The organism is Lactobacillus sp. ESL0230 (assembly GCF_003692805.1).
GTDB lineage: Bacteria > Bacillota > Bacilli > Lactobacillales > Lactobacillaceae > Lactobacillus > Lactobacillus bombicola.
The window spans coordinates 689,472-713,977 of sequence record NZ_REHI01000006.1; the positions used below are offsets into that span (position 1 = coordinate 689,472).

The 24,506-nt window shown below is 34.9% G+C and carries 20 protein-coding genes; 2 read left to right on the plus strand and 18 right to left on the minus strand.

Going from position 1 to position 24,506, the window contains the following annotated elements; translation table 11 throughout:
* Positions 1 to 19: 19 nt before the first annotated feature.
* The 4 genes from F5ESL0230_RS05115 to F5ESL0230_RS05130 all read right to left on the minus strand — a co-directional run bounded on the left by F5ESL0230_RS05115 (position 20) and on the right by F5ESL0230_RS05130 (position 4,175).
* On the minus strand, positions 20 to 1,816 hold the full coding sequence (locus F5ESL0230_RS05115; protein ID WP_122022049.1) for an ABC transporter ATP-binding protein: 1,797 nt from the start codon (positions 1,814 to 1,816) through the stop codon (positions 20 to 22).
* 1 nt (position 1,817) lies between these two features.
* Positions 1,818 to 3,572, minus strand: coding sequence for an ABC transporter ATP-binding protein (locus tag F5ESL0230_RS05120; RefSeq protein WP_122021865.1), 1,755 nt, complete (start codon positions 3,570 to 3,572; stop codon positions 1,818 to 1,820).
* Positions 3,573 to 3,641: 69 nt separating this feature from the next.
* The gene (locus tag F5ESL0230_RS05125) at positions 3,642 to 3,857 is read right to left on the minus strand and encodes a YneF family protein (protein WP_090092700.1); all 216 of its coding nucleotides are present in this window, start codon (positions 3,855 to 3,857) and stop codon (positions 3,642 to 3,644) included.
* Between the two features lie 69 nt (positions 3,858 to 3,926).
* A complete protein-coding gene (locus F5ESL0230_RS05130; protein ID WP_122021866.1) occupies positions 3,927 to 4,175 on the minus strand; it encodes a DUF896 domain-containing protein in 249 nt (82 codons plus the stop codon).
* A 146-nt stretch (positions 4,176 to 4,321) separates the two neighbouring features.
* On the opposite strand from F5ESL0230_RS05130, the gene lexA reads away from it, so the two are divergent.
* On the plus strand, positions 4,322 to 4,945 hold the full coding sequence (lexA, locus tag F5ESL0230_RS05135) for a transcriptional repressor LexA (RefSeq protein ID WP_122021867.1): 624 nt from the start codon (positions 4,322 to 4,324) through the stop codon (positions 4,943 to 4,945).
* Between the two features lie 259 nt (positions 4,946 to 5,204).
* On the opposite strand, the gene F5ESL0230_RS05140 is transcribed toward lexA, so the two are convergent.
* The 7 genes from F5ESL0230_RS05140 to ylxM all read right to left on the minus strand — a co-directional run bounded on the left by F5ESL0230_RS05140 (position 5,205) and on the right by ylxM (position 9,950).
* The gene (locus F5ESL0230_RS05140; protein ID WP_122021868.1) at positions 5,205 to 5,969 is read right to left on the minus strand and encodes a nucleoside phosphorylase; all 765 of its coding nucleotides are present in this window, start codon (positions 5,967 to 5,969) and stop codon (positions 5,205 to 5,207) included.
* A gap of 94 nt (positions 5,970 to 6,063) precedes the next feature.
* A complete protein-coding gene (rplS, locus tag F5ESL0230_RS05145) occupies positions 6,064 to 6,411 on the minus strand; it encodes a 50S ribosomal protein L19 (protein ID WP_090092706.1) in 348 nt (115 codons plus the stop codon).
* A 111-nt stretch (positions 6,412 to 6,522) separates the two neighbouring features.
* Positions 6,523 to 7,248, minus strand: a complete 726-nt coding sequence (gene trmD / locus F5ESL0230_RS05150; protein ID WP_118896262.1) for a tRNA (guanosine(37)-N1)-methyltransferase TrmD — start codon at positions 7,246 to 7,248, stop codon at positions 6,523 to 6,525.
* Entirely contained in the window at positions 7,238 to 7,753 is a 516-nt protein-coding gene (rimM, locus tag F5ESL0230_RS05155) for a ribosome maturation factor RimM (protein WP_122021869.1), read from the minus strand. Before rimM ends, trmD begins: the two co-directional genes overlap by 11 nt.
* Before the next feature lie 69 nt (positions 7,754 to 7,822).
* On the minus strand, positions 7,823 to 8,095 hold the full coding sequence (rpsP, locus tag F5ESL0230_RS05160; protein ID WP_090092711.1) for a 30S ribosomal protein S16: 273 nt from the start codon (positions 8,093 to 8,095) through the stop codon (positions 7,823 to 7,825).
* 82 nt (positions 8,096 to 8,177) lie between these two features.
* Positions 8,178 to 9,605, minus strand: coding sequence for a signal recognition particle protein (gene ffh / locus F5ESL0230_RS05165; protein WP_122021870.1), 1,428 nt, complete (start codon positions 9,603 to 9,605; stop codon positions 8,178 to 8,180).
* A gap of 3 nt (positions 9,606 to 9,608) precedes the next feature.
* Complete coding sequence (gene ylxM, locus F5ESL0230_RS05170) at positions 9,609 to 9,950, minus strand: YlxM family DNA-binding protein (RefSeq protein ID WP_122021871.1); 342 nt, start codon at positions 9,948 to 9,950, stop codon at positions 9,609 to 9,611.
* Positions 9,951 to 10,220: 270 nt separating this feature from the next.
* On the opposite strand from ylxM, the gene F5ESL0230_RS05175 reads away from it, so the two are divergent.
* Positions 10,221 to 11,648: an APC family permease gene (locus F5ESL0230_RS05175; RefSeq protein WP_199692502.1), complete on the plus strand. Its 1,428-nt coding sequence runs from the start codon at positions 10,221 to 10,223 to the stop codon at positions 11,646 to 11,648.
* Between the two features lie 142 nt (positions 11,649 to 11,790).
* On the opposite strand, the gene F5ESL0230_RS05180 is transcribed toward F5ESL0230_RS05175, so the two are convergent.
* From F5ESL0230_RS05180 to F5ESL0230_RS05210, 7 genes are all read right to left on the minus strand, one after another.
* Complete coding sequence (locus F5ESL0230_RS05180; RefSeq protein WP_122021872.1) at positions 11,791 to 13,215, minus strand: C69 family dipeptidase; 1,425 nt, start codon at positions 13,213 to 13,215, stop codon at positions 11,791 to 11,793.
* A 25-nt stretch (positions 13,216 to 13,240) separates the two neighbouring features.
* A complete protein-coding gene (gene ftsY / locus F5ESL0230_RS05185; RefSeq protein WP_122021873.1) occupies positions 13,241 to 14,488 on the minus strand; it encodes a signal recognition particle-docking protein FtsY in 1,248 nt (415 codons plus the stop codon).
* A 2-nt stretch (positions 14,489 to 14,490) separates the two neighbouring features.
* Positions 14,491 to 18,054, minus strand: a complete 3,564-nt coding sequence (smc, locus tag F5ESL0230_RS05190) for a chromosome segregation protein SMC (protein ID WP_122021874.1) — start codon at positions 18,052 to 18,054, stop codon at positions 14,491 to 14,493.
* A 12-nt stretch (positions 18,055 to 18,066) separates the two neighbouring features.
* Positions 18,067 to 18,753, minus strand: a complete 687-nt coding sequence (gene rnc / locus F5ESL0230_RS05195; RefSeq protein ID WP_122021875.1) for a ribonuclease III — start codon at positions 18,751 to 18,753, stop codon at positions 18,067 to 18,069.
* A gap of 137 nt (positions 18,754 to 18,890) precedes the next feature.
* Positions 18,891 to 20,660, minus strand: a complete 1,770-nt coding sequence (locus F5ESL0230_RS05200) for an oligopeptide ABC transporter substrate-binding protein (RefSeq protein WP_122021876.1) — start codon at positions 20,658 to 20,660, stop codon at positions 18,891 to 18,893.
* A gap of 144 nt (positions 20,661 to 20,804) precedes the next feature.
* Positions 20,805 to 22,577 (minus strand): oligopeptide ABC transporter substrate-binding protein, encoded by a 1,773-nt coding sequence (locus F5ESL0230_RS05205; protein ID WP_122021877.1) that lies wholly within the window; start codon positions 22,575 to 22,577, stop codon positions 20,805 to 20,807.
* 134 nt (positions 22,578 to 22,711) lie between these two features.
* Positions 22,712 to 24,475 (minus strand): oligopeptide ABC transporter substrate-binding protein, encoded by a 1,764-nt coding sequence (locus tag F5ESL0230_RS05210; RefSeq protein ID WP_090092728.1) that lies wholly within the window; start codon positions 24,473 to 24,475, stop codon positions 22,712 to 22,714.
* Positions 24,476 to 24,506 lie beyond the last annotated feature (31 nt).

Here is a 24,506-nt window from a genome sequence, read left to right on the forward strand (position 1 = left end):
TTGATTTTGAAACAGTTATTTAGTTTTGCTTATGTCTATTTTGTAACGTGTACAGATTATAATAGTAACCATGTTGATTAATTAATTCATCATGAGTACCACGTTCAACAATTTTGCCGTCGTCAAGTACAATTATTTGATTAGCATCAACAATTGTAGACAATCTATGAGCAATTGCTAAAGTAGTACGTCCTTGGCGTAAGCTTTTCAATCCCTTCTGAATCAAAGTTTCAGTTTCAGTATCAACATTTGCCGTTGCTTCATCCAAAACCAGAATTTTGGGATCTGTAACTAAAGTCCTAGCAAAAGATATTAGTTGTCTCTGCCCTTGACTAAATTCACTACCGCCTTCACCAACTTCTGCATGATATTCTCCACTTAATTTTTTAATAAAATCATCTGCTTGTACGGTTTTAGCCGCCTTTTTTATTTGGTCGTCTGTAATTTTATCATTATATAATCTAATATTTGAACTTATGTCACCATAAAACATGAACGGCTCTTGTAAAACAAGTCCAAGTTTCTGGCGAAGTTCGGCTTTAGGATACCTTCTAATATCTACACCATCAATTAAAATTTCACCTTGATAAAATTCATAAAAACGCATCATTACATTAATAATTGAACTTTTTCCTGATCCAGTATGCCCAACAATTCCTAAAGTTTCTCCGGGATTAACTGTGAAAGAAATATCATGTAAAATTTCATTTTGACCATCATAAGAAAAACTAACATGTTTAAATTCAATTTTCCCCTGCCTAATAGTCAGTCCTGATTGTTCATTTTGCGCAGGTTCATAATTAATATTATCTAAAATTTTGAAAATTCGTTTACCAGCAACTATTCCATCCTGAAAAAAGGTCATTTGATCCATTAAAGTTGCTATTGGATTGAAAAACTGTGAAATATATTGCGAAAATGCATAAACGACTCCCGCTGGAACAAAAGTCTCCCGCAATGGAAAGCCAAAATACATTAACGTCAATGCCAAGGCTAGTGAATATAATAAACTAGTCAATGGTGAAAGTAAGATTGAATTAAGAGTAATCATACTGAACCTAGTTCTCATCAAATTAGAATTTTCTTGTTCAAAATGATGGCTCATTCTCTCTTCCTGTTTGAACTGTTGAATAAGAGAAACACCTTCAATTGATTCATTTAAATTTGTATTAATCCTGCTTAAGCGTTCCCGATAATTACGATACAGCTTGGAACTTCTTTTTGAATACTGCCAAATGATCAATAATAAAATTGGTAGAAAAGCAAGGACAATAAAACCAGCTAATGTATTCGTCGAAAACATGGCAATTAAAGCAGAAATAATTGAAAAAAATGAAAGAACCACACTAGCTAAAACTGTCAGAAAGTTGCTCAAAGTCATTGTATCATTGGTTACGCGTGACACAATGGAGCCTGCAGGAGTTTGATCAAAATAACGCATTCCTAAAGTATGCAATTTTTGATAAAGATCTGTTCGTAAAGCTTCTAATGATTTTTCTGACCCTAAAGCAAAAAAATATTCATAAGTAAACTGCAATATTGCCTTAATGATAGAGCCTAAAGCGTATAATATACCAGCAAAAATAATCACCTGTGTTGTAACATCTGCTTTTACTAGATAGTTATCCAGAAAGAACTGTAATCCATAGGGTAACAACATATTAATTGCACTAACTAAAAAAGCACCAATCCCAGCAACAATAATTTCATTTTTAAAACGCCAAACAAAACCAAGTAATCGTTTTAATATTTTTAACTGTTCTTTAACCGGAATTTCTTGAGCCCAAACAGATTGATTCGTCTCTTGTTCGTCCACACTATTCACCAACCTTTTCTTCTAATTCTTGTTTTTGCCACATATCTGCATACCAACCATGAGCAGCTAATAACTGGTCATGAGTTCCACGCTCAACAATTTGACCATCTTTTAATACTAAAATCAGGTTAGCATGCATTACTGAAGTTAAGCGATGAGTTGCAATCACTGTTGTCTTGTCTTTGCGTTCTTGATTTAAAGACTTTAAAATTGCCATCTCAGTTCTGGCATCAACGGCCGATAAAGCATCATCCAAAATTAATATTTGACTTTTTTTAACCAAAGCACGTGCAATTGACATTCGTTGCTTTTGTCCTCCAGAAAGCGAAATACCATTTTCCCCTACCAAAGTTTGATAATCTCTTGGCATTTGCATAATATCTTCATGTAAATCACTCTTTTTTGCAGCCGAAATAATTTCTGCTTTTTGTGCGTTCGTTTTTGCAAAAGAAATATTATTTTTAATATTAGTTGAAAACAAATAATTATTCTGTGGAACGTAAGAAATTTGTTTTAATAAAAGTTCTAACGGAATTTGCCGAATATCTAAACCATTCAATGTAATTTGACCATCGTACTTATCAAAATCCCGTAAAAGCAGTTGAATGATTGAAGTTTTACCAGCTCCAACTTTACCGACTAAACCTAATGTTTGCCCAGTCTTTAAAGTGAAATTAATATGATGTAGTATGGGGAGATTAGGTTCATCAGGATAGGCAAAAGAATTAATATGATATACTAAATCGCCAGTAATATCAGTCGCAGATAAATTTGGGTCAGCCTTATCATCTGTAATCTCAGGCTTTTCAGCTAGTAATTTTTCAATCCGATCATAACTAGCACTGCCACGTTCTAAAATATTAAAAAGGTAGCCAATTGCAAACATGGGCCAAACCATATTGCCAATATAAGCAATAAAGGAAACTAGCTGACCAACTGATAATGAATGATTAACCACCATTAGTCCACCATAAATGATAGTTATGGCATAAGTTAAGCCAATCAATAAGGTACTTAAGGGATCAAACATTGAATCCCACTTAAATACTTGTTTATTAATTTGAATTGTATCAGCAACCATAGCATTAAATGCTGCCGCATCAGCTTTTCCTTGACCGAAAGTTTTTATTACTTTTATTCCAGAAACTGATTCTTGCGTCTTATTATTTAAACGGGAAAAAGCTGCTTGAGATTTATCAAACGAGTCATGTAGTTTATCACCTAACTTCCAAGCCCCGACAGCTAAAAATGGTAAGGGTAATAAAGCAACTATTGTCAAACGCCAGTTTACAAAAATCACCATAGCAACTATAGTAGATAAGCCCATGACCAAAGAATCGACTAGGGTCAGTACCCCCTCACCTGCTACTTCTTGCACTGCCGAAACATCATTAGTAGCATGAGCCATCAAATCACCAGTTCGATGTCTTTGATAAAAAGTCCGATCCATTTCCATAAAATGACGAAATAGCTTTGACCGTAATTGTAACTCGAGTTCTGCAGCACCACCCCAGATCTGCTTTCGCCAAAAGTAGCGAAAACTATATAATAATAAAGCAGCAATAATAATTGTCAAAATCAGTAAGGTATATTCACTCCAAGAAATATGTCCTTGATTTAATTGATCAGCCATTAAGCCTAAAATACGTGGTGGGACTAAATTGACAAAAGATGTTAGTATTAAAAATGTGATACCGATGAGATACCTTTTTTTCTCCTGTTTAAAGAACCAACTTAATTTATAAAATATACTCATTATTCACCTAACTTTATTTATACAAAAAGACGGAGATAAACCCCGTCTTTTTCAATCTAGTAAAATTATTTATTTTTGATGTTTCATCATGTTCATTACTTGGTTGACCTTCTTAGCCGAAGGTTTCTGTCCCATTTGTGACATCATGGCAACAATCATATCTTCACTGATTGGTGGATTATCTTTAAAATATTTCTTCATATAAGTTCTTGCACCATAGAAGCCTCCTACAAGACCAATTAGTAGTGCAATAATAATTAAAAAAATTTCTAACCCTAAATTCATAAAACAGTCACCTCAATTTGTCCAATAAATATATCTTACCTAAAAATCATTTAAAATTAAAGGCTAAAGTTAATTTTTTCTTAAAGCTTTTTTCCGTTGAATCGCTTTAGCTTTTTCAGAAGTAATTTCTTTACCATCTTTATCAAGTATTACCAAATTTTCAACATCTTGCTTAAAACTGGCCCGAAAGTTTTTGATAAATTCTTGGTGTAATTTTTCTCGTTCTTTTTCTTCCTCAGCAGTTAGACCCTCAGCCTTTTTCTTATGATAAAGTTCATTGATTCGGTCAACCATCTTTTTTTCTTTGTCTTTTGTCATTCTTTGCACCTCTCAATAAAAAAGTCTACCTTATTTTTAACTATAAAAAAAGTCTAAGCTTTTAGAACGTTTGTTTGCATATAGCTATAATATCTGCTAAAATAAACTTAACTTAAGATAATTGTCATTACTATAGGAGCGTATTTATGACTACCAAGCAAAATCCTAAACAACTGCAAATTCTCCAATATATCTATGATACTGTACAAAAGCGTGGCTTCCCACCTACTGTGCGCGAAATTTGCCATGAAGTAGGACTATCATCTACTTCAACTGTTCATGGTCACTTAACACGACTTGAACGAAAAGGACTTCTGCTTAAAGATGCTACTAAACCACGTGCCTTAGAAGTAACCGCTCAAGGCAAAAAAGTTTTGGGCATTAAATCTACTGAAATTCCAATAGTTGGTGTGGTAACCGCTGGTGAACCAATTTTAGCAGTTGAAGATATCGAAGATTATTTTCCTCTTCCGCCAGATTTGGCTAATGATTCAGATAACCTATTTATGCTAAAAATTCATGGTGAAAGTATGATTAATGCTGGCATTTTAAACGGTGACAATGTTATTGTTCGCAAGCAAAGTTCAGCAATTAATGGTGAAATAGTAGTTGCTATGACCGATGAAAATGAAGCAACCGTTAAACGCTTTTATAAAGAAAAAGATCATTATCGTCTTCAACCTGAAAATGACAATATGGCACCAATTATTTTAGATAAAGTGCAAATATTAGGTAAAGTGGTTGGACTTTATCGCAATAACATTTTCTAAATTGGCTAAAAAAGCCTGATTAATAACTTTTAACTACAAATATCTAACTGCAATTAAATTGATATTTGTAGTTTTTTTATAAAAAAGTCCGATAACAAAAAGCAATGCTAATTTTCCACATCTATTAGATTTATTCCATTCACAAAGTTTTGGCGTTATTTTTTTGATAAATGCTTTAATATCAACTTATTTATTTTATTTTGTGAAATACGTCAATGTTTCATATAGGTTTCACAACCATATTTTTCACAAAGTATGTTTAAACTTCAGCAATTATTTTAGCCGCTAAGGTGAGGGCGGTTTCATGAGTATCCAGCCCCCAGCCCCTATCATTGTGACATTCAATATTACTTAATGAATCTGCCGTAAATAAGATTTGCGCAAAATCAACTCGGCGAAATTGTGCACATGCAGCCATGGCTGCACACTCCATTTCAACACAAGCAGCACCAAGTTTTCTAAATTGTTGAACTTTTTGAGCAGTTTCTCTGAAAAAACCATCAGTTGTCCAGGTTAAAACTTTCTTAGCTTTTAAACCATTTCGTTTCATTAAAAATTCAATTCGGCTTAAATAAGCTGAGTTTAAGTCAACAAAGTTGCTGGCTTTTATATAATGAAATGAAGTACCTTCATCTCTAATTGCCTTAGTTGGTAATAAAAAATAACCTTCTGGCAGGTCAACCAATGTTCCAGCCGAGCCAATCGTTAATATTTGCTTAACCCCATAACTAATTAGCCAATCAAGTAATTCAGTGGCAGCTGCAGCACCAAGTTTGGCTTGACAAAATGTGATTTTCTCTTGACCAATTTCAACTTCATAAATGGGGGTTTTACCTTCAAAGCAATCAAATTGTCCTATTAAACGATGCGGATATACTATTAAAAATCGTTTTATTGCATCATTTGTAATAAATGCAAATAACAATTTTCGGTGAAAGTGATAATTCACTTTACTTCTTTCATGGTCTGGCTCTAATACTGCGTTTCGATTTGCGTCAAAATCTAATAAAAAAGGCCGTTGCACTTTAAAACCTCCTAGCTAAAATAAGATTGCTGGTATTTTAACATAAAAAAATAGAACTGTCCTTATTAAAAAGATAGTTCTACTTTTTATTTGTTTAACGACGCTTCTCAGCAATTCTTGCAGACTTACCATGACGTTCACGTAAGTAGTAAAGCTTAGCACGACGTACACGACCATGACGCAATACCTCAACTTTAGCCACACGTGGATCATTAACTGGGAAGGTACGTTCAACACCAACACCAGAAGCAATCTTACGAACAGTGTAAGCAGCTGCAATACCAGCGCCTTTACGCTTAATTACAACGCCTTCAAACATCTGAATACGTTCATGACTACCTTCAACAACACGTACATGAACACGGATAGTGTCACCTGCACGAAAATCAGGAATATCATCACGTAATTGCTCTTTAGTTAATTCTTGAATTAATGGATCCATTGTTTTTCTCCTTCTTCGGCATTCATTAACGTTACTTCCGCCAGCGGAACACCCCTAATTATTAGTGCCCGTATAGCACCTGAACTATCTTAGCAAATTCTTGATTGCAAATCAAGCTTTGTTAATTTCAGCTTTAATTTCACTTAACATCTTTTTTTCAGCTGTAGTCATAACATATTTTTCAAGCAAGTCCGGCCTTTTAAGATATGTCACTTTCAACGCTTCTTTATGCCGCCATTCAGCAATTTTTTGATGGTTACCAGAAGTTAAAACTGCCGGTACTTTCATGCCTTCAAAATTTTCAGGTCTGGTATATTGTGGGTACTCCAATAATCCATGAGAAAAACTTTCATCAATAGGTGAAGCAGCATTACCTAAAATACCAGGTAACAAGCGAATAGTTGCATCAATCATACTCATCGTTGGCAGTTCCCCACCAGTTAAAACATAGTCACCAATTGAAACAACTTCATCAGCCATATCATAAACCCGTTGATCAAAACCTTCATAATGACCACAAATAAAGGTCAAATTTTCTTCACGTGCCCAATTTTGAGCAACTTGTTGATTAAAAATCTTTCCTTGCGGAGCTGTAATGATTACTTTCCCTTTGTTTTTTAAGGAATCAAGTGCCCTTTTAATTGGCATAATCTGTAGGACCATTCCGGCGCCACCACCATATGGTGCATCATCAACATGATGGTGAACATCAGCTGTAAAATCACGAAAATTGACTAAATTTAATTGCCACTTATTGTCCTCAAGTCCGCGACCAAGCATCGAAGTTTGTAAAGGCGTGAACATATCTGGAAAAAGAGTCAATACGTTAATCTGCATCGCGCAAACCCTCCAGTAACTCAACATAAACTCTTTTATTGGTAATATCGACTTGTTTAACTACTTCATCAATATAAGGAAGCAGGTATTCATTCCCAGAATCTTCAGTAACTTCCCACACATCATTAGCACCAGGGGCTTCAATGCCAGTAATTTGCCCCAAATCATTACCAGTTAAATTATCAAGCACACGGCAACCTAAAATATCACGATAATAATATGTACCTGGAGGTAGTTGATGCTGATTAAGCTCACTCACTACCAATATTTTACCCATTAACTGCTTTGCGACTTCAATTGTATCAATTTCGGTAAATTGAACTAGCCAAAATTGCTTAAATGGTCTGGCAGTTTTAACAGTTAAAGTTCTATCAGTGTCATTTTTTAGGGATAATTTATTGCCCGCAACAAAACGTTCCTGCGGAAAATCGGTAATTAAAGCGATTTTAAGTTCTCCCGCTAAGCCATGGGTAGTTAAAATTTTTGCAACATCGTAAAATTGCATTTTTTCTCCTAACTCAAAAGAAAAAAGTTTGAAGCATAAGGGGCCTCAAACTTTTAACCGGCAAATTCATTACTTATTGAATTTTGAATCATGCAACTTCTTCATTAAACCGGCACTTGAAAGTAGTGAACGAACTGTGTCAGAAGGTTGTGCACCCTTCTTTAGCCATTCAAAAATCTTATCCTCGTCAAGTTTCAATTCTTTTGGTTCTGAAACAGGATTGTAGTAACCTACTTCTTCAATAAAACGGCCATCACGTGGCATTCTTGAATCTGCAACAACTATTCTATAAAAAGGCTTTCTTTTAGCACCCATACGGCGCATACGAATTTTAACTGACATAAATTTATTCCTCCTAAAAGTTACGGATTATAATATAGCACTTTTTTGAAAAAGTGTAAAGTGTTTTCCCTTAACATATTGATTAAGAATGGTAGCGCTTAACTTTCATTCGTTTCTTTTTATTTTTTTTAAACTTTTTACCCATGTGTCTCATAGCCATGCGTCCCATCGGTGAATTCATCCCAGGTAAATTTTCCATCCCTTTAAAATTACCATTAGTAATTTTACTCATCATCTCGCGAGCTTGTTTGAATTGCTTAATCATTCGATTTACTTCTACAATCGGACGACCAGAGCCGGCAGCAATTCTTCTTCTGCGACTGGGGTTAAGTAATTCTGGATTTTCACGTTCTGCTTGAGTCATTGAAGAAATAATTGCTTTAACATAAACAATTTGCTTCTTATCAAAATTCATATTCTTTAATTGCGGATTATTAGCCATTCCTGGAATCATTTTGACTATTTGATCAAGCGGCCCCATCTTTTCAACTTGCTCCAATTGATCAACAAAATCATTGAAATCAAAAGTATTTTCTTTCATTTTTGCTGCAACAGCTGCTGCTTTTTTGGCATCATAGTCTTGCTGGGCTTTCTCAATTAAAGTGAGCATATCACCCATTCCCAAGATTCGTGAGGCCATCCGATCTGGATAAAACTGTTCTAAATCAGTTAATTTTTCACCCTGTCCAGTATAAATAATCGGCTTACCAGTCACCGCTCTGATTGAAAGCGCCGCTCCACCTCGGGTATCTCCATCAAGCTTAGTTAAAATAATGCCGGTAATATCAAGCCGATTATCAAATCCGGCTGCCACATCAGTAGCAACTTGCCCCGTCATTGCATCGACAACTAGCAAAATATTATCTGGTTGGGCAATTTCTTTTACTTGTTCAAGCTCCTCCATTAAGGGCTCATCAATTTCCAACCTACCAGCAGTATCGATAATCACATAGTCGTTCTTGTTTTGCTCTGCTTGTTTCAATCCATTTGCGACAATTTGTGCTACATCTGATTGATCCTGTTCACTATAAACTGGTACTTTTAAATCAGCACCAATTTGTTGCAATTGTTCGATAGCTGCTGGACGGTAAATATCACCAGCAATGAGTAATGGCCGCGCTTTTTCTTTTTCAATTAGTTGATTAGCTAATTTACCAACCGTAGTTGTTTTACCAGTACCCTGTAAACCAACCATCATAATTATTGTAGGAATATGCTTTGATTTATTCAGAATAGTTGCACTTGAACCCATCATCTTGGTCAATTCATCATTAACTATTTTTATGACTTGTTGCCCTGGATTTAGACTCTCTTGAACTTCTTTACCTAGCGCTTCTTTTTTGATTTTTTTAATAAAATCTTTTACTACTTTAAAATTAACATCAGCTTCAAGTAAAGCTAGTCTAATCTCTCTACTCGCTGCATTAATGTCTTCTTCTGAAATTTTACCTTTACCGGTTAAATTACGTAATGCTTTTTGAATTCGTTCGCTTAAATTTTCAAAGGCCATGAATTATTCTCCTCTCATTTTTGCTAATAAATCATTGATTAAACTTAAAGCTTGGTCCTGCTTTTTTTGCTTAACAATCTCACTAAGATTAGCTAATGCCTGCTCAATTTCATTATATTCTTTTTGCATTTGCAATTTTTCTTCATAGTTAAACAAAAGCTTGCGACATCGCCGCAAATTATCATAAACTGCCTGGCGCGAAACCTGGTGGTTAGCCGCAATTTCACTCAAAGAAAGATCATTGTAATAATAATCTTCAAAATAATTCTGCTGACTTTTTGTTAAAAGCTTACCATAATAGGCATATAAATCACCTATTGTTTCGTTTTTTTCTAGTTCATCCATTACTTTTTCACCTTGAATTAGTATAGCAAAAATGCCGTTAAATGACGATCTTGAAAGTTATATTTAGTAAAGTCAAACTTGGCAAAACTTGATTTTCAAGCTAAATATAGGTATGATTACCACTAGTATAATTAGAGATTAATTTATTGATGGTGCTTAGTCATGCTGAACTTAGTACCCTTTTTTATTTATACAATTTGCAGTGCTAATACGCTTATTTCACTCGTAATAGTGCAGATATTGTTTTATTAAAATCAAGGAGAAATGAAATTGAATTTATGGAAAACAATGAACCGAAAAGAAGATCCTAGTATCTATCAACAAAAAGATGGCCAACTAGTTAGAACTTTAAAGGTACGCGATTTTCTTGCTCTTGGGGTAGGAACAATCGTATCAACTTCTATTTTTACTTTACCAGGAGAAGTAGCTGCTCTACATACAGGACCTGCTGTTGCTATTTCTTGCTTGTTAGCAGCCATTGTTGCTGGTTTAGTCGCTTTTGCTTACGCGGAAATGGCAGCAGCAATGCCTTTTGCAGGTTCTGTTTATTCATGGATTAATGTCATTTTTGGGGAATTCTGGGGGTGGATCTCAGGCTGGGCGCTCTTAGCAGAATACTTAATCGGTATGGCTTTTATTAGCTCGGGCCTATCAGCTAATTTACGCGCACTGGTTACTCCACTGGGCTGGAAATTACCTACTGCCTTAGCCAATCCACTAGGAGTTAAGGGTGGAATATTTGACTTAGTGGCTTTGGTTGCCATTTTGCTATCGGCTATTTTAGTTAGTTTTGGGGTATCAAAAGCATCAAAAGTCGAAAATGTCTTAGTAGTGGTTAAAGTACTGGCAATTTTATTATTTGTTTTTGTCGGTTTAACTGTGGTTAGAAAAGCTAATTTTATGCCATTTATTCCACATTATCGTATGACAGCTCATGGCCCATTTGGAGGTTGGCAAGGAATTTATGCTGGAGTATCAATGATCTATATATCTTTTTTGGGCTTTGATGCTATCGCTTCAAATTCCGCCGAAGCTGTTAATCCTCAAAAGACTATGCCTCGGGGTATCATTGGCTCCTTATTAATAGCAGTCGGGTTATTTATTGCTGTAAGTCTAGTATTAGTAGGAATGGTACCTTATCAGAAGTACTTAAACTCGGCCGAACCAGTCGGTTATGCCTTACGTCAAACTGGTCATACGACAATTGCCCTTATTGTGCAATCAATTGCAATTCTAGGGATGTTTACAGCTTTAATTGGTCTTTGCATGGCAAGTTCGCGGTTAGTATACTCTTTTGGCCGGGATGGAATGTTACCTAAAAAATTAGGAAAATTAAACAAAGATCATCGCCCTGCCAGTTCACTCTGGGTAGTATCGCTAGTAGCAATTATTATTTCTGCATTTATCCCATTTTCATTTTTAACACAGTTAGTTTCCGCTGGTACGTTAATTGCCTTTATGTTTGTTTCAATTGGTATCTATAAATTGCGACCAAGAGAAGGTCAAGATATTGCTGAACCATCTTTTAAGATGCCATTTTATCCCGTACTACCTTTTTTAGCATTTAGTGGCTCACTCGTTGTATTTTTGGGCTTAGATAATGAAGCAAAGCAATATATGCTGATTTGGACAGTTGTTGGTATATTAATCTACTACCTATATGGTATTCATCATTCAACTATTACCGCAAGAAAATAATTAGTAGCTCTAATCGTAAAGGTTAGAGCTTTTTTTAAATAAAAAAATAACCCAGAATAATCCTGGATTATTTAAATATCGTACTTAAGTTAGCAACAGCAGACTATTATAATTATTAAATTTCACCAATCTAATAAATCAATTATAAATTAGCATCCATATTAAAAGTCAATTTTGACATATTGATGGAATCAATCATCATTTGACCCCATAATTTTTCTGATTGCTTTCGCGTATAGGCAACTGTTTCTTGATTAGCCTTAGTCAAATAATCAGTTAATTCTACACCCTTTTTATTAGCTGCACCAATAATAACTTCATTAACACGACTGCGATAGTATTGATTCAATTCCTTCAAATAGTCAGTATCTAATTGAACAAATTGCGGATAGTGACTTTCTACTAATACTGCTAGAGATTTGTAATACCACCATGCATCATTCATGTTATATTCCATTGAAGTATTGCTATATGATGGATCCGTGTCATTCATATTCGCAAAGAATGGCACAAATGGTGTGAAAGTTGGTCCACCAATACATAGCCACATAATTGCTGCTTTATCAGCTGGGACATCATTTCTTATTTGTAAAATATGCGCGTTTTGGGTTCTATTTAACCCAATTGGACGAAAACGATGCTTTTCTTCTTCTGTTCCCTTACCAAAAGGATCAAAAGGTGTATTTTGATAATGACTCCCCAAAACAAATTCAATATCTTCACGCGTAATCTTTTTCGTAGCGCGACGAATAAATGGCAAATCACCATCTGTTGGATCTTGCTCAATTTCAGGATTAAAATACTTCTGTCCATACCAAACGCGGTTAGTGTTATAGTAGCGATCTTGTTGGCTGTATGTACCAAATATATGGCGGAAATTCCAACCCTCGTGATCAACATTTAAGTGGTATTTAGTAACAAAATCTTGGATGCCTTCACTCCACATAAAATTATCGGAATCATTAAAATCAACTTGTTCAATCGAAACACGGTTAGCAGCAACTGCATAAGCATCATCTGGAATTCTTTGGGCTACCCAATGGTGACCAGTAACAATTTCCATATACCAGATTTCATCTTTGTCACCAAATAAAACTGAGTTACCGGCTGGTGAGCCGTATTTTTTAATTAATTTACCTAAATATTCAACTCCATTTCTAGCAGAATGAATATAAGGTAAAACAACCGTTTGCATACAGTCTTCATCAAGACCATCCTTCACTAATGGATCAAAGGCTAGTGCGCGTTCGTTACCATAGGTTGATTCGGTACATGACATTGCCACATTTTCTTGGTTAATACCACTTTCATCATAATAGCCACGATTTTTATAATCCACGTTAGGAACTGCCGGAACAGCTTGAGCATCTTCTGGCAAATCCATTGCAAAATTATTAAGCCATGACTTAATCTTGCGTCCCTTTTCTTTTTTAGCAGCTGGTTCAATGATAAATTTCTGAGGGGTAATTGGCCTAAAAGTATCATCATTTCTAGCAATCATGGTTGATCCATCAACAGATGCCTTTTTACCAACTAAAATTGTTGTACAAGCGCTATATTCTTTCATAAAATATCTCCTTTTTTATTCTATCTTAAACTAAGTCATGGAAAAGTCCAACCGCATAATTAGCGGCATCAAAATCTGCTAAGTCACTAGCTTTTTCTCCTAGGCCAACTAGTTTAACCGGTAATTTCATTTCATTTCTAATTGCTAACACTACTCCCCCTTTAGATGAACCATCTAACTTAGTTAAAACTAAACCTGTTAATTTAGTCGTTTTATCAAAATCTTTTGCCTGCAAAAGTGCATTTTGTCCAGTTGAGCCATCTAAAACTAGTAAAGTTTCAGTTGGTTCATTAGGCGCCAACTTTTTTATAGTCCGTTCAATTTTTTCTAGCTCATTCATCAAATTTTTCTTATTTTGTAGACGACCAGCCGTATCAACCAACAAATAGTCTGCTTGCTCTTTAATTGCTTTTGCAGTTGCGTCAAAGACTACCGAAGCAGGATCAGCTTGCTCTTTACCAGTTACAACTGGCGCATCAACTCGTTTGCCCCATTCGACAAGTTGCTCAACAGCACCTGCCCTAAAAGTATCAGCAGCAGCTAGTACAACTGTTTTGCCCTCGTCTTTGAAGCGCTTAGCTAATTTACCAATGGTAGTAGTTTTTCCTGCACCATTTACACCAACAAAAAGATAAATGTTAAGTTGTCCATCATCGTGTACACGTAACTGCTCATTTTCGCTATCACCATTTTGGTCATAAAGATCGACTAACTTCTCAACAATTACTTTCTTTAAATCATCACGTGATTTAGCTTTTTGTAATTTTGCTTCATCACGCAACTCATTTGTTAGATTTTCAGCTGTTTCATAGCCCACATCCGATTCGATTAATAGTTCTTCTAAATCATCAAAAAAATCTTCATCTACAGTTCGAAATTGAGCAAAAAATTTATTTAACCGCGCACCAAAACCTTTGTTAGTCTTTTCAAGTCCCTTTTCGTATAAGTCAGCATTATTAGCAGCGTTATATTCACTTGCTGGTGCTTGTGCCGCGCTCGAATCAATATTTGCTTCAGCATCCGTTTTTGTTGTGATTGTACTCTCTTTTGCCGCTGAGTCTGAAATAGCAGTAGCTGTTTTAAAATCAGCTTCTTTTTTGGCATTTGCCTTTTTCTTTTCGTTATCAAGAGCTTGTTTAGCTTGATCATCATTCACAGATGACAAAGCATCATCAGCTTCAACATCTACTACCGTATTAGTCAGCTTTTCTTTATTTTTTTCGTCATCATTATTACCAAACAGTGACTTTTTGATTTTATTGAATAATCCCAATCCTAATTTACCTCATTTTTTAATTCTTTTAATGAAACTGACAAAACTTGTGAAACGCCAGATTCTTGCATTACAACTCCATATAATTGATCAGCACGTTCCATGGTACCACGCCGATGAGTAATAACAATAAATTGCGTGTGCATATCGTATTTTTCTAAAAACTGCGCAAAACGGGTCACATTGGCATCATCAAGTGCTGCTTCAACTTCATCTAATACACAAAAAGGAACCGGTTTAACCTTTAACATTGCAAATAGCAACGTAATAGCTGTTAAAGCTCGTTCTCCACCAGATAATAAGCTAAGTTGCTGTAATTTCTTACCTGGCGGCTGGGCTACTATTTCAACTCCAGTAGTTAATAAATCATCTGGGTTGGTTAAAACAAGCTTAGCATTTCCTCCCCCAAACACAACCGGAAAAAGAGTAGCAAAACTTTTAGCAACTGCTGTAAAGGTCTGATTAAACCTAGTTGAAACTTCTTGATCTAGTTCCGCCATTGATTGGCGCAAATTATCACGGCCCTTTAACAAATCATTTTGCTGATTATTAAGAAAATCATAACGTTTTTTAACTTCATCATATTCCTCAATAGATTTTAAATTAACTGGACCAATTTCTGCAATTGACATTTGATGAAGTTTAACACTTTTTTGCAGTTGTTCCCTAGTAGTTGCATCATTTTCACCTTCAGCTTGAGCCAATGCTGCTTCATAAGTTAAAGCATAATCCTCACTAAGCTGACTAAGACGCTGATCAATTTTACTATTTAATTGAGCGATTTGAACCGAAAGATCTTCTTGCTCTCCTGCCGCGTCTTTACGTAAGTCATAATTTCGGCTAGCTACTTGATCAAGTTGGTTAATTTTTGCATCAAATTGCCCCAAATGAGAACTCAAACTATTTAATTGCTCTTGCAGTTTAGTTTGCTGCAGAGTGCTCTGTTCCTTTTCAATTTTCATTTGCTGCTTTTTATCTTGATCTACTGCGCCACTTTGAATGATTGTCTCTAACTTTTTAGTTAATACGCTAATTTGCTTTTGGTGATGGGTTAAATCATGCTGCTTTTCTTCTTGTTGTTTAGATAAATTTTCTAACTTATTGCTAAAAACAGCGATTTGTGGATCTACTTCGGCTAGCTTAGCTTGAACTTCTTGATTTAATTCGGTAAAGTTTTTTATCTTGTCCTGAGTTTTTTCAATTTCAACTTTTTGTTGATCGATTTTTTTAATTAATTTTACCTTTTGCTTTTCGGCAATATTAAGCTTTTCTTTAATATCTATTCTTTGCTGTGCTCGTTCTTCTTGACGAGCTTCAAATAATTTTTTAGCCGCTTTAAGCCGCTTTACTTCCTTTTCTTGATTTTGATATGAAAGTACTGCTTCATTCAAGTCTTGACTACATTTTTGCTTTTGGGCCTCTAGCTGACTAATTTCTTGAGCTAAAGATTCATTTGTTACCGATAATACTGCAAAATCAGCTTGATTTTTTGCTAATTGCTCCTTCAACATATCCATTGTTACTTTTAACTGATTAAGTTCAGTAACCGTTTGTAAGGGGGAATTGCTTTTTTGATTGCGGGCTCCCCCAGTCATTGACCCACCAGGAGAAATCACATCTCCATCAAGGGTCACTATGCGATACCGCGAGATTTGTTGCCGCAATTGCATTGCGTGATCAATTGTATCTACAATTATTGTACTTGCTAAAAGATAATTAATTGCTGCACTAATATCTTGCTTGGTAGTACTTGTTACTAGCTCACTTGCTATTCCTTGAAAGCCAGTATATGATTCCATCAGCCTGACGGTTGAAGTTGGGATTGCATGATTATTTAGTCCGTCTAAAGGCAAAAATGTCGCCCGTCCCGCATGACTTCTTTTTAATTGATTAATTGCATCTCTTGCACTAACACTGGTCGTAGTCACAAGGTCCTGAACACCTCCCCCTAGAGCAGTTGCCATTGCTGCTTCTAATTCAGTTGGAAAAGAGATTAACTCACCTACTGCGCCAATAACACCAGGATACTTGTCTAAATTATTTAAAACATTTTTGACTCCAAAGTAATACCCTTCATGACGTTTACGAATATTTTCTAAAGCTTCATAGCGAGCACAAACTTGGCTGTATCGCTGACTGTTATCATTTAATACCTGGCGTAAACGCTCTAATTTACTTTTACTCTCAGCCTGTTGATCATTTAAAGCAGATAGTTGCTTTTGCGCCGCTTGAAGTTTTTCTTTTAAAGCTTTTCCTTCACTACTGAGTCTTTCTAGCTCACTTGTTCCCTTTATTAATTGATCAGTCACATCATCATTTTGATATGTACTATCATCGCTAGTTCTTTTTAATTCTGAATTAAGATAAACAATTTCATTATTATTTGAGGTTTGCTCTTGTAACAATTGAATGTATTGCGCACGCAATTGCTCTAAATCTTTATTCATTTGAGCTGGATCTTGCTGCAAGCGATATGTTAGTTCGGTCCTTTTAGCATTTAATTCCTTTAATTGTTGTTTCAAATCCTGTTCTGTTTTGCTTAAGTTCGCATAATCTACCTGACAACTTTTAACTGATTTTTTTAAATTTGCTAATTCAGACTGATATTCCTTTTTCGTTGCTTCAGTGTATTGTTTACTCTGTTCAGCCACTTGTAAATTAGTATTAATATCAGAAAGTTTCTTTGTCAAAGCCAGTAATTCATTTTGAATTTGTTCACGTTGATCATTAATTTGCTTATATTCATTTCTTTTAGCAGCTACAGCATTCTGAGATTCTTTTACTTCTCGGTCAAGCTTTGACAAAAGAACTTGATTTTGTTTAGCCTTTTTCTGAAGTAGATGTTTTTGACTATCGATATTTTCAATTTCAAAAGCTAGTAATGTTTTTAGTTCTTTATCGAGACCATTCTTTTGAAACTGATATTCTTTTGCAAGAGAACTTTGCTCTTCTAAAGGCTCAATTCTTTGCTCTAGCTCTTTAACCAAATCATTAATTCTAATTAAATTATCAGTTGTTTGCTCTAATTGAAGATTCGCTTGCTCTTTTTGCTTTTTAAAAGATAAAATACCAGCTGCTTCTTCAAACAAGCCACGCCGATTTTCGGGGCGCGAATTTAAAATTTGATCAACTCGTCCTTGAGAAATAATGGCTAAACTGTCTTGTGACACACCTAAGTCCATAAATAAATCACGGATATCGTGTTGACGTACATTACGTTTATTAATTAAATATTCACTATCACCTGAACGCAAAATTCTTCTGGTAACGATCACCCTATTTGCTTCAAAATTCAAATCATGCTGTTGATTATCAAAAATCAAGGAAACTTGAGCATAACTAGCTGATTTGCGAAACTCACTACCAGCAAAAATAACATCTTTCATATTAGAACCACGTAGTGATTTTGCACTTGTTTCACCCATTACCCAACGGATGGCCTCAGTAATATTACTTTTCCCACTGCCGTTAGGACCAACAATGCCAGTAATTCCCGTATCGAATTTAATCGTTGTTTTTTCGGCAAATGATTTAAAACCATCAATAATAAGTTCCGTTAATGGCACAAATTTATCCCCCTAATTAAGTCTAGCTAAAGCAACTCTTGCTGCATCCTGCTCGGCTGTTTTCTTATTATGCCCTTGCCCTTGCGATAAAATATGACCATCAGCTTTTAATTGAACAGTAAAGCGTGAGGGAGTTTGCTCTTCTCTTAGTACTGTATATTCAATTTTAACTGGTCCATCCTGTTGTAAAAATTCTTGCAAATCAGTTTTGTAATCGCGAGAAGCATCAAATTTGCCTGCATCAATTAACGGATAAACAGTTAAACTTAGAAAATGTTCTACAGCATCCATTCCTTGATCAAGAAAAAGTGCCCCATTAAAAGCTTCAAAAACATCTTCTAACAAGGTTTTGCGTGATCTGGCACCCGCTTTTTCTTCACCACGACCCAGATTTATTTCAGCAGGAAAGCCGAATTTATAGGCAAATTCAGCAAAGCCCTCGGTGTCTACAATGTTTGAACGCATTCGTGTTAATTCGCCCTCATTTAAACTTGTAAAATTACAATATAAGTAATTGGAAATAGCTAATTCTAATACTGCATCCCCTAAAAATTCTAATTTTTCATAATCCCGAATTCCACTTTCAGGATGCTCATTGGCATAGGATGAGTGTGTGAAAGCTTCTTCTAATAATTTTTTATTATCAAACTTAATTTTATATTTTTCTGCTAATTGATTAATAAATTTCGAACTGACCATCTTATAAATTCCTTTCTTTATAAATTATACCAGTTTTTAATACCTAAAATAAAAAAGAAAACTATTACAACATTTATGCAATAGTTTTCTTAATTAATAAATCGCTTTTTTAAATTAAAAAAATGCCCCAACTTTATTTACTTAACAAAACCTACATTGAACCACATTGGATGATCATAATTAATTTTTGACGGCTTTAATGAGTAACCTGTTAACTTGTTGTTTACTGCATCAATATTATATTGATTATAAGTTGGTACAACATAAGCTTGATCAACCATGTATTTTTGCCATTCATGGAATTTTTCCACCCGATATTTATGGTCGAAGGCCTTTTGTGAATCCATTTCTGCAATTAACTTGTTATTTTCCGGTGTAACAAATCTAGAATAATTTTGCATAGTTCCTTCACTATACAGCTGAGCCTGCGATGGTTCATCTGATAAAGTCCAACCCGCCATGTAAACATCAATTCCTGGGGCATCATGCTGTACTTTATCGTAGAAGGAATTGAACTCAGTTAAACGACCACCAACCAACTTAACATTCAAGCCAATCTTATTCCATTGTTGGATATAATTTTGCACAATTGGCTCTTGAATTGCATCACCAGACTTAGCTGCAAAATTAATAGTCAACGCTTTGCCATTTGGCATTGTGCGCCATTTGCCTTTCTTCTTATATCCAGCTTTATCTAAGATTTCATTAGCTTTCTTAATGTTATAAGTATAACCTTTATTATTTTTATCAAAGTAATCACCAAATTGGGCTGGTATTAAGGTAGGAATTTGGAAACTCAACCCATCTGTATAATGCTTATATACTTGATCCGTATTCATCGCATAAGCCATGGCCTGACGCAAGTTCTTATCACACATCTTGGCCTTTGGATTCATAACGTTCTTAGAATTTTTCGCATCCCATTTACCAACTTTAAAACCCAAATAGTAATATGCTAAAGGAATTTTGGCAATAAAGTTTACCTCTTTAGTATCTTTAACTTGCTTCCACTGGTTATTTACCACCCGCGCAATATCAAATTTATGACTTTTAATTGCTTGTGAAGCTGAATTAGGTGACACTACTTGATAGATAATCTTATCTAGCTTTGGTTTACCACGCCAATAGTACTTGTTCGGTACCCAAGTTACTGATTGACCACGCACAACTTTTTGGACTTGAAATGGCCCAAAAAGTAAAGGCCTTTTGCGAACTTCGTCGGAAGACTCTAATTTAGTAAATGGAATATCCTTTAAATAGTGATACGGGGCTGCATTTTCCCAGATATATCCATTACCTACATATGCCATTCCTGGTTTTAATTCCTTGCAATGAATAATAACAGTTCTTCCATTTTCACCATCAGGCATTTCAATTCCGGAAATTGTCTTTACCTTACCTTCGTGGTATTCTTTCAAGCCTTCAATTATATTAAATTGTGATGAGTACCTTTCAGATTTTGTACCCTTATTTGCAATAATCTCATAAGCATATTCAATGTCCTTAGCAGTAACTTGCTTGCCATCTGACCATTTTACGCCCTTTTTAACGGTGATTGTTACTGTCTTAGCTTTACGGTTCAGTCTTAAAGTCGCTGCTCCTTTGTCATTGATTTTATAATGATCATCAGTGTCAAACAAGGACTCTTGACCAGGACTCATTACATCAGCATCAGGCTGACTCATTTGTAATTCTTCATTAAAAATACCGGTAAATGGGGTGTCCATTTCCTCAGCCACTTTTAAGGTACCACCTTGCTTAGCATCCTTAATCGGTGTTTCTACCGGAAACTTACTCGCCGTTTTGGCCCCCTCACTATTAGTACCATTGCCCTTGCCACAAGCTACCAGAGTTAAGGTAGCAGTACTGATAAGTCCAATTGAACCTAATATTTTTATTTTGTTCATAATTGAAGTTACTCCTTAATTATTTAATATTTTATAACCTTTTAATTTAATATTATCACCTAATGTTAATTTTTCAACTTTTTATTATAATTTTGTAAACAAAAAAACTCGAGCATTGCTCGAGTTTCCTTTATTAATCGTAAATTACTTAGTATAAGCAACTTGGTACCATAATGGATGACCATTATTAGATTTTGATGGTTTCAGTGAGTAACCAGTTAATTTATTGTTTACTGCATCTATCTGGTATTCATTATAAGTTGGCACGACATAAGCTTGATCAACCATGTATTTTTGCCATTCATGGAATTTTTCCACCCGATATTTATGGTCGAAGGCCTTTTGTGAATCCATTTCTGCAATTAACTTGTTATTTTCCGGTGTAACAAATCTAGAATAGTTTGACATAGTTCCTTCACTATACATTTGATTTTGTGATGGTTCACTTGATAGACCCCAGCCAGCCATAAACATATCAACCTTAGGATCATCATGATGTACTTTATCGTAGAAGGAATTGAACTCAGTTAAACGACCACCAACTAACTTAACATTCAAGCCAATCTTATTCCATTGTTGGATATAATTTTGCACAATTGGCTCTTGAATTGCATTACCCGACATTGCCATAAAGTTAATGGTTAATGGTTTACCATTTGGCGTTGTACGCCATTTACCCTTCTTCTTATATCCAGCTTTATCCAAGATTTCATTGGCTTTCTTAAGGTTATAAGTATAACCTTTGTTACTCTTATCAAAGTAATCACCAAATTGGGCTGGTATTAAGGTTGGAATTTGGAAACTTAACCCATCTGTATAATGCTTATATACTTGATCCGTATTCATCGCATAAGCCATGGCCTGACGCAAGTTCTTATCACCCATCTTCGCCTTTGGATTCATAATGTTTTTAGATTTTTTAGCATCCCATTTACCAACTTTAAAAGCCACATACCGGTAGCCTAGCGGAACTTGGGCTACAAAATCTACGTCCTTAGTGTCTTTGACTTGTTTCCATTGACTGTTCACAACACGTGCTACATCAAATTTATGACTTTTAATTGCTTGTGAAGCTGAATTAGGTGACACTACTTGATAGATAATTTTATCTAGCTTTGGTTTACCACGCCAATAGTACTTGTTCGGTACCCAAGTTACTGATTGACCACGCACAATTTTTTGGACTTGAAATGGGCCGAAAAATAGTGGATTTTTTCTAATCTTATCAGAAGATTCTAATTTATCGAAAGGAATGTCTTTTAAATAGTGATATGGCGCTGCCGCTTCCCAAATAAAACCATTACCACTGTTAGTCATACCCGGTTTTAATTCTTTACAATGTAAAACTACAGTTCTTCCATTTTCACCATCAGGCATTTCAATTCCAGAAATTGTTTTTGCCTTACCTTCATGGTATTCAGCCATTCCATTGATAATATTAAATTGTGATGAATAACGCTGTGATTTAGTGCCCTTATTTGCAATAATCTCATAAGCATATTCAATGTCCTTAGCAGTAACTTGCTTGCCGTCTGACCATTTTACACCCTTTTTAACGGTAATTGTTACTGTCTTGGCTTGGCGGTTAAGTTTTAAAGTCGCTGCTCCTTTGTCATTGATTTTATAATGGTCATCAGTATCAAAGAGAGTTTCCGATCCAGGACTCATTACATCGGCATCAGGCTGACTCATTTGTAATTCTTCATTAAAAATTCCAGTAAATGGCGTATCCGTTTCTTCAGCTACCTTTAATGTGCCACCTTGCTTAGCATCCTTAACAGCCGTTTCTGCAGGAAACTTACTTGCTGTTTTAGCGCCTTCATTACTAGTATTATTGCCGCCTTTGCCACAAGCTACTAAAGTCAAAGCAGCGGCACTAACAAGTCCAATTGAACTTAAAATATTTCTTTTTTTCATAATAGACAACTCCTTCACATATAAAGTGATTGAAGTTTCTAGAACAAGTTAACGACTGAATTTTAACATTTTTACTTTAATATGCAAAGAAATATTTTATAAATTATTCATTAATCTATGAATTAAATCAAAATTTATTTTACATAACCAACATTATACCAAGCAGAATTGCCTTTTGAAGGTCTTAAAGAATAACCAGTTAACTTTTTATTTACAGCTGAAATATTATAAGAATTATTAGTTGGAATTACATAGGCTTGGTCAAACATGTATTTTTGCCATTCATGGAATTTCTCCACCCGATATTTGTGGTCAAAGGACTTTTGCGAATCAATCTCTTTCAATAATTTCGTATTTTCAGGAGTCACAAATCTTTCATTATTAAACGCTGCTCCTTCATCATAAAGTCCCGCAGGAGATGGTTCACTTGATAATGACCACCCGGCCATAAACATATCAACTGAAGGATCATCATGTTGAATTTTATCAAAGAATGAATTTGCTTCAGCCAAACGTCCACCTACTAGCCCAACATTTAAGCCAATTTTATGCCATTGTTGAATGTAATTTAAAATAATCGGTTCTCTTGAAGAATCACCTTGAGCTGCTAATAATTTGATTTTTAATGGCTTACCATTTGGTTGTACACGCCACTTACCTTTTTTCTTATAACCAGCCTTATCTAAAATCTGATTGGCTTTCTTTAAATCATATGAAAAGCCTTTAACATCTTTATTAAAGTAATCACCAAATTGAGCTGGAATTAAAGTTGGTACTTGGAAAGTCAAGCCACTTGTGTATCGTTTGTTGACTGCTTCAATATTCATAGCATAACCAATTGCTTGACGCAATGCCTTATTGTTCATTTTACTCTTAGGATTCATAACATTTTTACTGGTTTTAGCATCCCATTTACCAACTTTAAATCCTAAATAACTATAACTTAATGGCACCTTAGCAATAAAAGTTACATCCTTAGTATCTTTAACTTGCTTCCACTGTGTATTTATTACTTCTGCTATATCAAATTTATGACTCTTAATTGCTTGAGAAGTAGAATTGGTTGAAACTACTTGAGAAACAATTTTATCTAATTTGGGTTTGCCACGCCAATAATATTTATTTGGTACCCAAGTTACTGATTGACCACGCACAATTTTTTGAACTTGATATGGTCCAAAAAAGAGAGGATCTTTTCTAACTTTATCTGAAGATTCTAAATTTTTAAAAGGTACATCTTTTAAATAGTGATATGGTTCTGCGCATTCCCAAAAATAACCATTTCCACTATTATACATACCAGGCTTTAATTCAGTATAATGGATTACTACCTTAAGACCATTTTCACCATCTGGCATTTCAATACCTGAAATTGACTTTGCCTTGCCTTCGTGATATTCTTTCATGCCCTTAATAAATTCAAATTGACTGGTATATCTTTGCGATTTAGTAGCTTTATTACCCATAATTTCATAAGGATATTCAACGTCTTTAGCAATAACTTGCTTGCCATCTGACCATTTAACCCCCTTTTTAATGGTAATCGAAACTGTCTTATTTTTCTTATCAATTTTTAGTGAGGCAGGTCCCTTGTTAGTAATTTGGTAATTGTCATCGGTATCAAATAGTGACTCATTACCTGGCTCCATAACTTTAGCATCTGTGGCAGTTGTATATAATTCATTTGAAAAAATCCCTGTAAATGGTGAATCTGTTTCAATAGCATATTTCACAACTCCACCTTGTTTTGCTTCTTTTTCAGGCATTTCCTGCGGAAACTTGCTTGCTGTCTTAGCATCATTAGTGTCAGCATTATTACTATTTTTACCACAAGCAACCAAAGTTAGTGCCGCAGCACTTACAACCCCAATTGAACTAAATAATTTTGATTTTTTCATAAATAAACTCCTTAAAAATAAAGTAAATTTC

What these genes read in the sequence shown, in the direction of transcription:
- F5ESL0230_RS05120 (WP_122021865.1), bottom strand. Translation starts at nt 3,572, where the DNA reads ATGAGTATATTTTATAAATTAAGTTGGTTCTTTAAACAGGAGAAAAAA.
- F5ESL0230_RS05125 (WP_090092700.1), bottom strand. Translation starts at nt 3,857, where the DNA reads ATGAATTTAGGGTTAGAAATTTTTTTAATTATTATTGCACTACTAATT.
- F5ESL0230_RS05130 (WP_122021866.1), bottom strand. Translation starts at nt 4,175, where the DNA reads ATGACAAAAGACAAAGAAAAAAAGATGGTTGACCGAATCAATGAACTT.
- lexA (WP_122021867.1), top strand. Translation starts at nt 4,322, where the DNA reads ATGACTACCAAGCAAAATCCTAAACAACTGCAAATTCTCCAATATATC.
- rplS (WP_090092706.1), bottom strand. Translation starts at nt 6,411, where the DNA reads ATGGATCCATTAATTCAAGAATTAACTAAAGAGCAATTACGTGATGAT.
- trmD (WP_118896262.1), bottom strand. Translation starts at nt 7,248, where the DNA reads ATGCAGATTAACGTATTGACTCTTTTTCCAGATATGTTCACGCCTTTA.
- rimM (WP_122021869.1), bottom strand. Translation starts at nt 7,753, where the DNA reads ATGCAATTTTACGATGTTGCAAAAATTTTAACTACCCATGGCTTAGCG.
- rpsP (WP_090092711.1), bottom strand. Translation starts at nt 8,095, where the DNA reads ATGTCAGTTAAAATTCGTATGCGCCGTATGGGTGCTAAAAGAAAGCCT.
- ffh (WP_122021870.1), bottom strand. Translation starts at nt 9,605, where the DNA reads ATGGCCTTTGAAAATTTAAGCGAACGAATTCAAAAAGCATTACGTAAT.
- ylxM (WP_122021871.1), bottom strand. Translation starts at nt 9,950, where the DNA reads ATGGATGAACTAGAAAAAAACGAAACAATAGGTGATTTATATGCCTAT.
- F5ESL0230_RS05180 (WP_122021872.1), bottom strand. Translation starts at nt 13,215, where the DNA reads ATGAAAGAATATAGCGCTTGTACAACAATTTTAGTTGGTAAAAAGGCA.
- rnc (WP_122021875.1), bottom strand. Translation starts at nt 18,753, where the DNA reads ATGGTCAGTTCGAAATTTATTAATCAATTAGCAGAAAAATATAAAATT.
- F5ESL0230_RS05200 (WP_122021876.1), bottom strand. Translation starts at nt 20,660, where the DNA reads ATGAACAAAATAAAAATATTAGGTTCAATTGGACTTATCAGTACTGCT.
- F5ESL0230_RS05205 (WP_122021877.1), bottom strand. Translation starts at nt 22,577, where the DNA reads ATGAAAAAAAGAAATATTTTAAGTTCAATTGGACTTGTTAGTGCCGCT.
- F5ESL0230_RS05210 (WP_090092728.1), bottom strand. Translation starts at nt 24,475, where the DNA reads ATGAAAAAATCAAAATTATTTAGTTCAATTGGGGTTGTAAGTGCTGCG.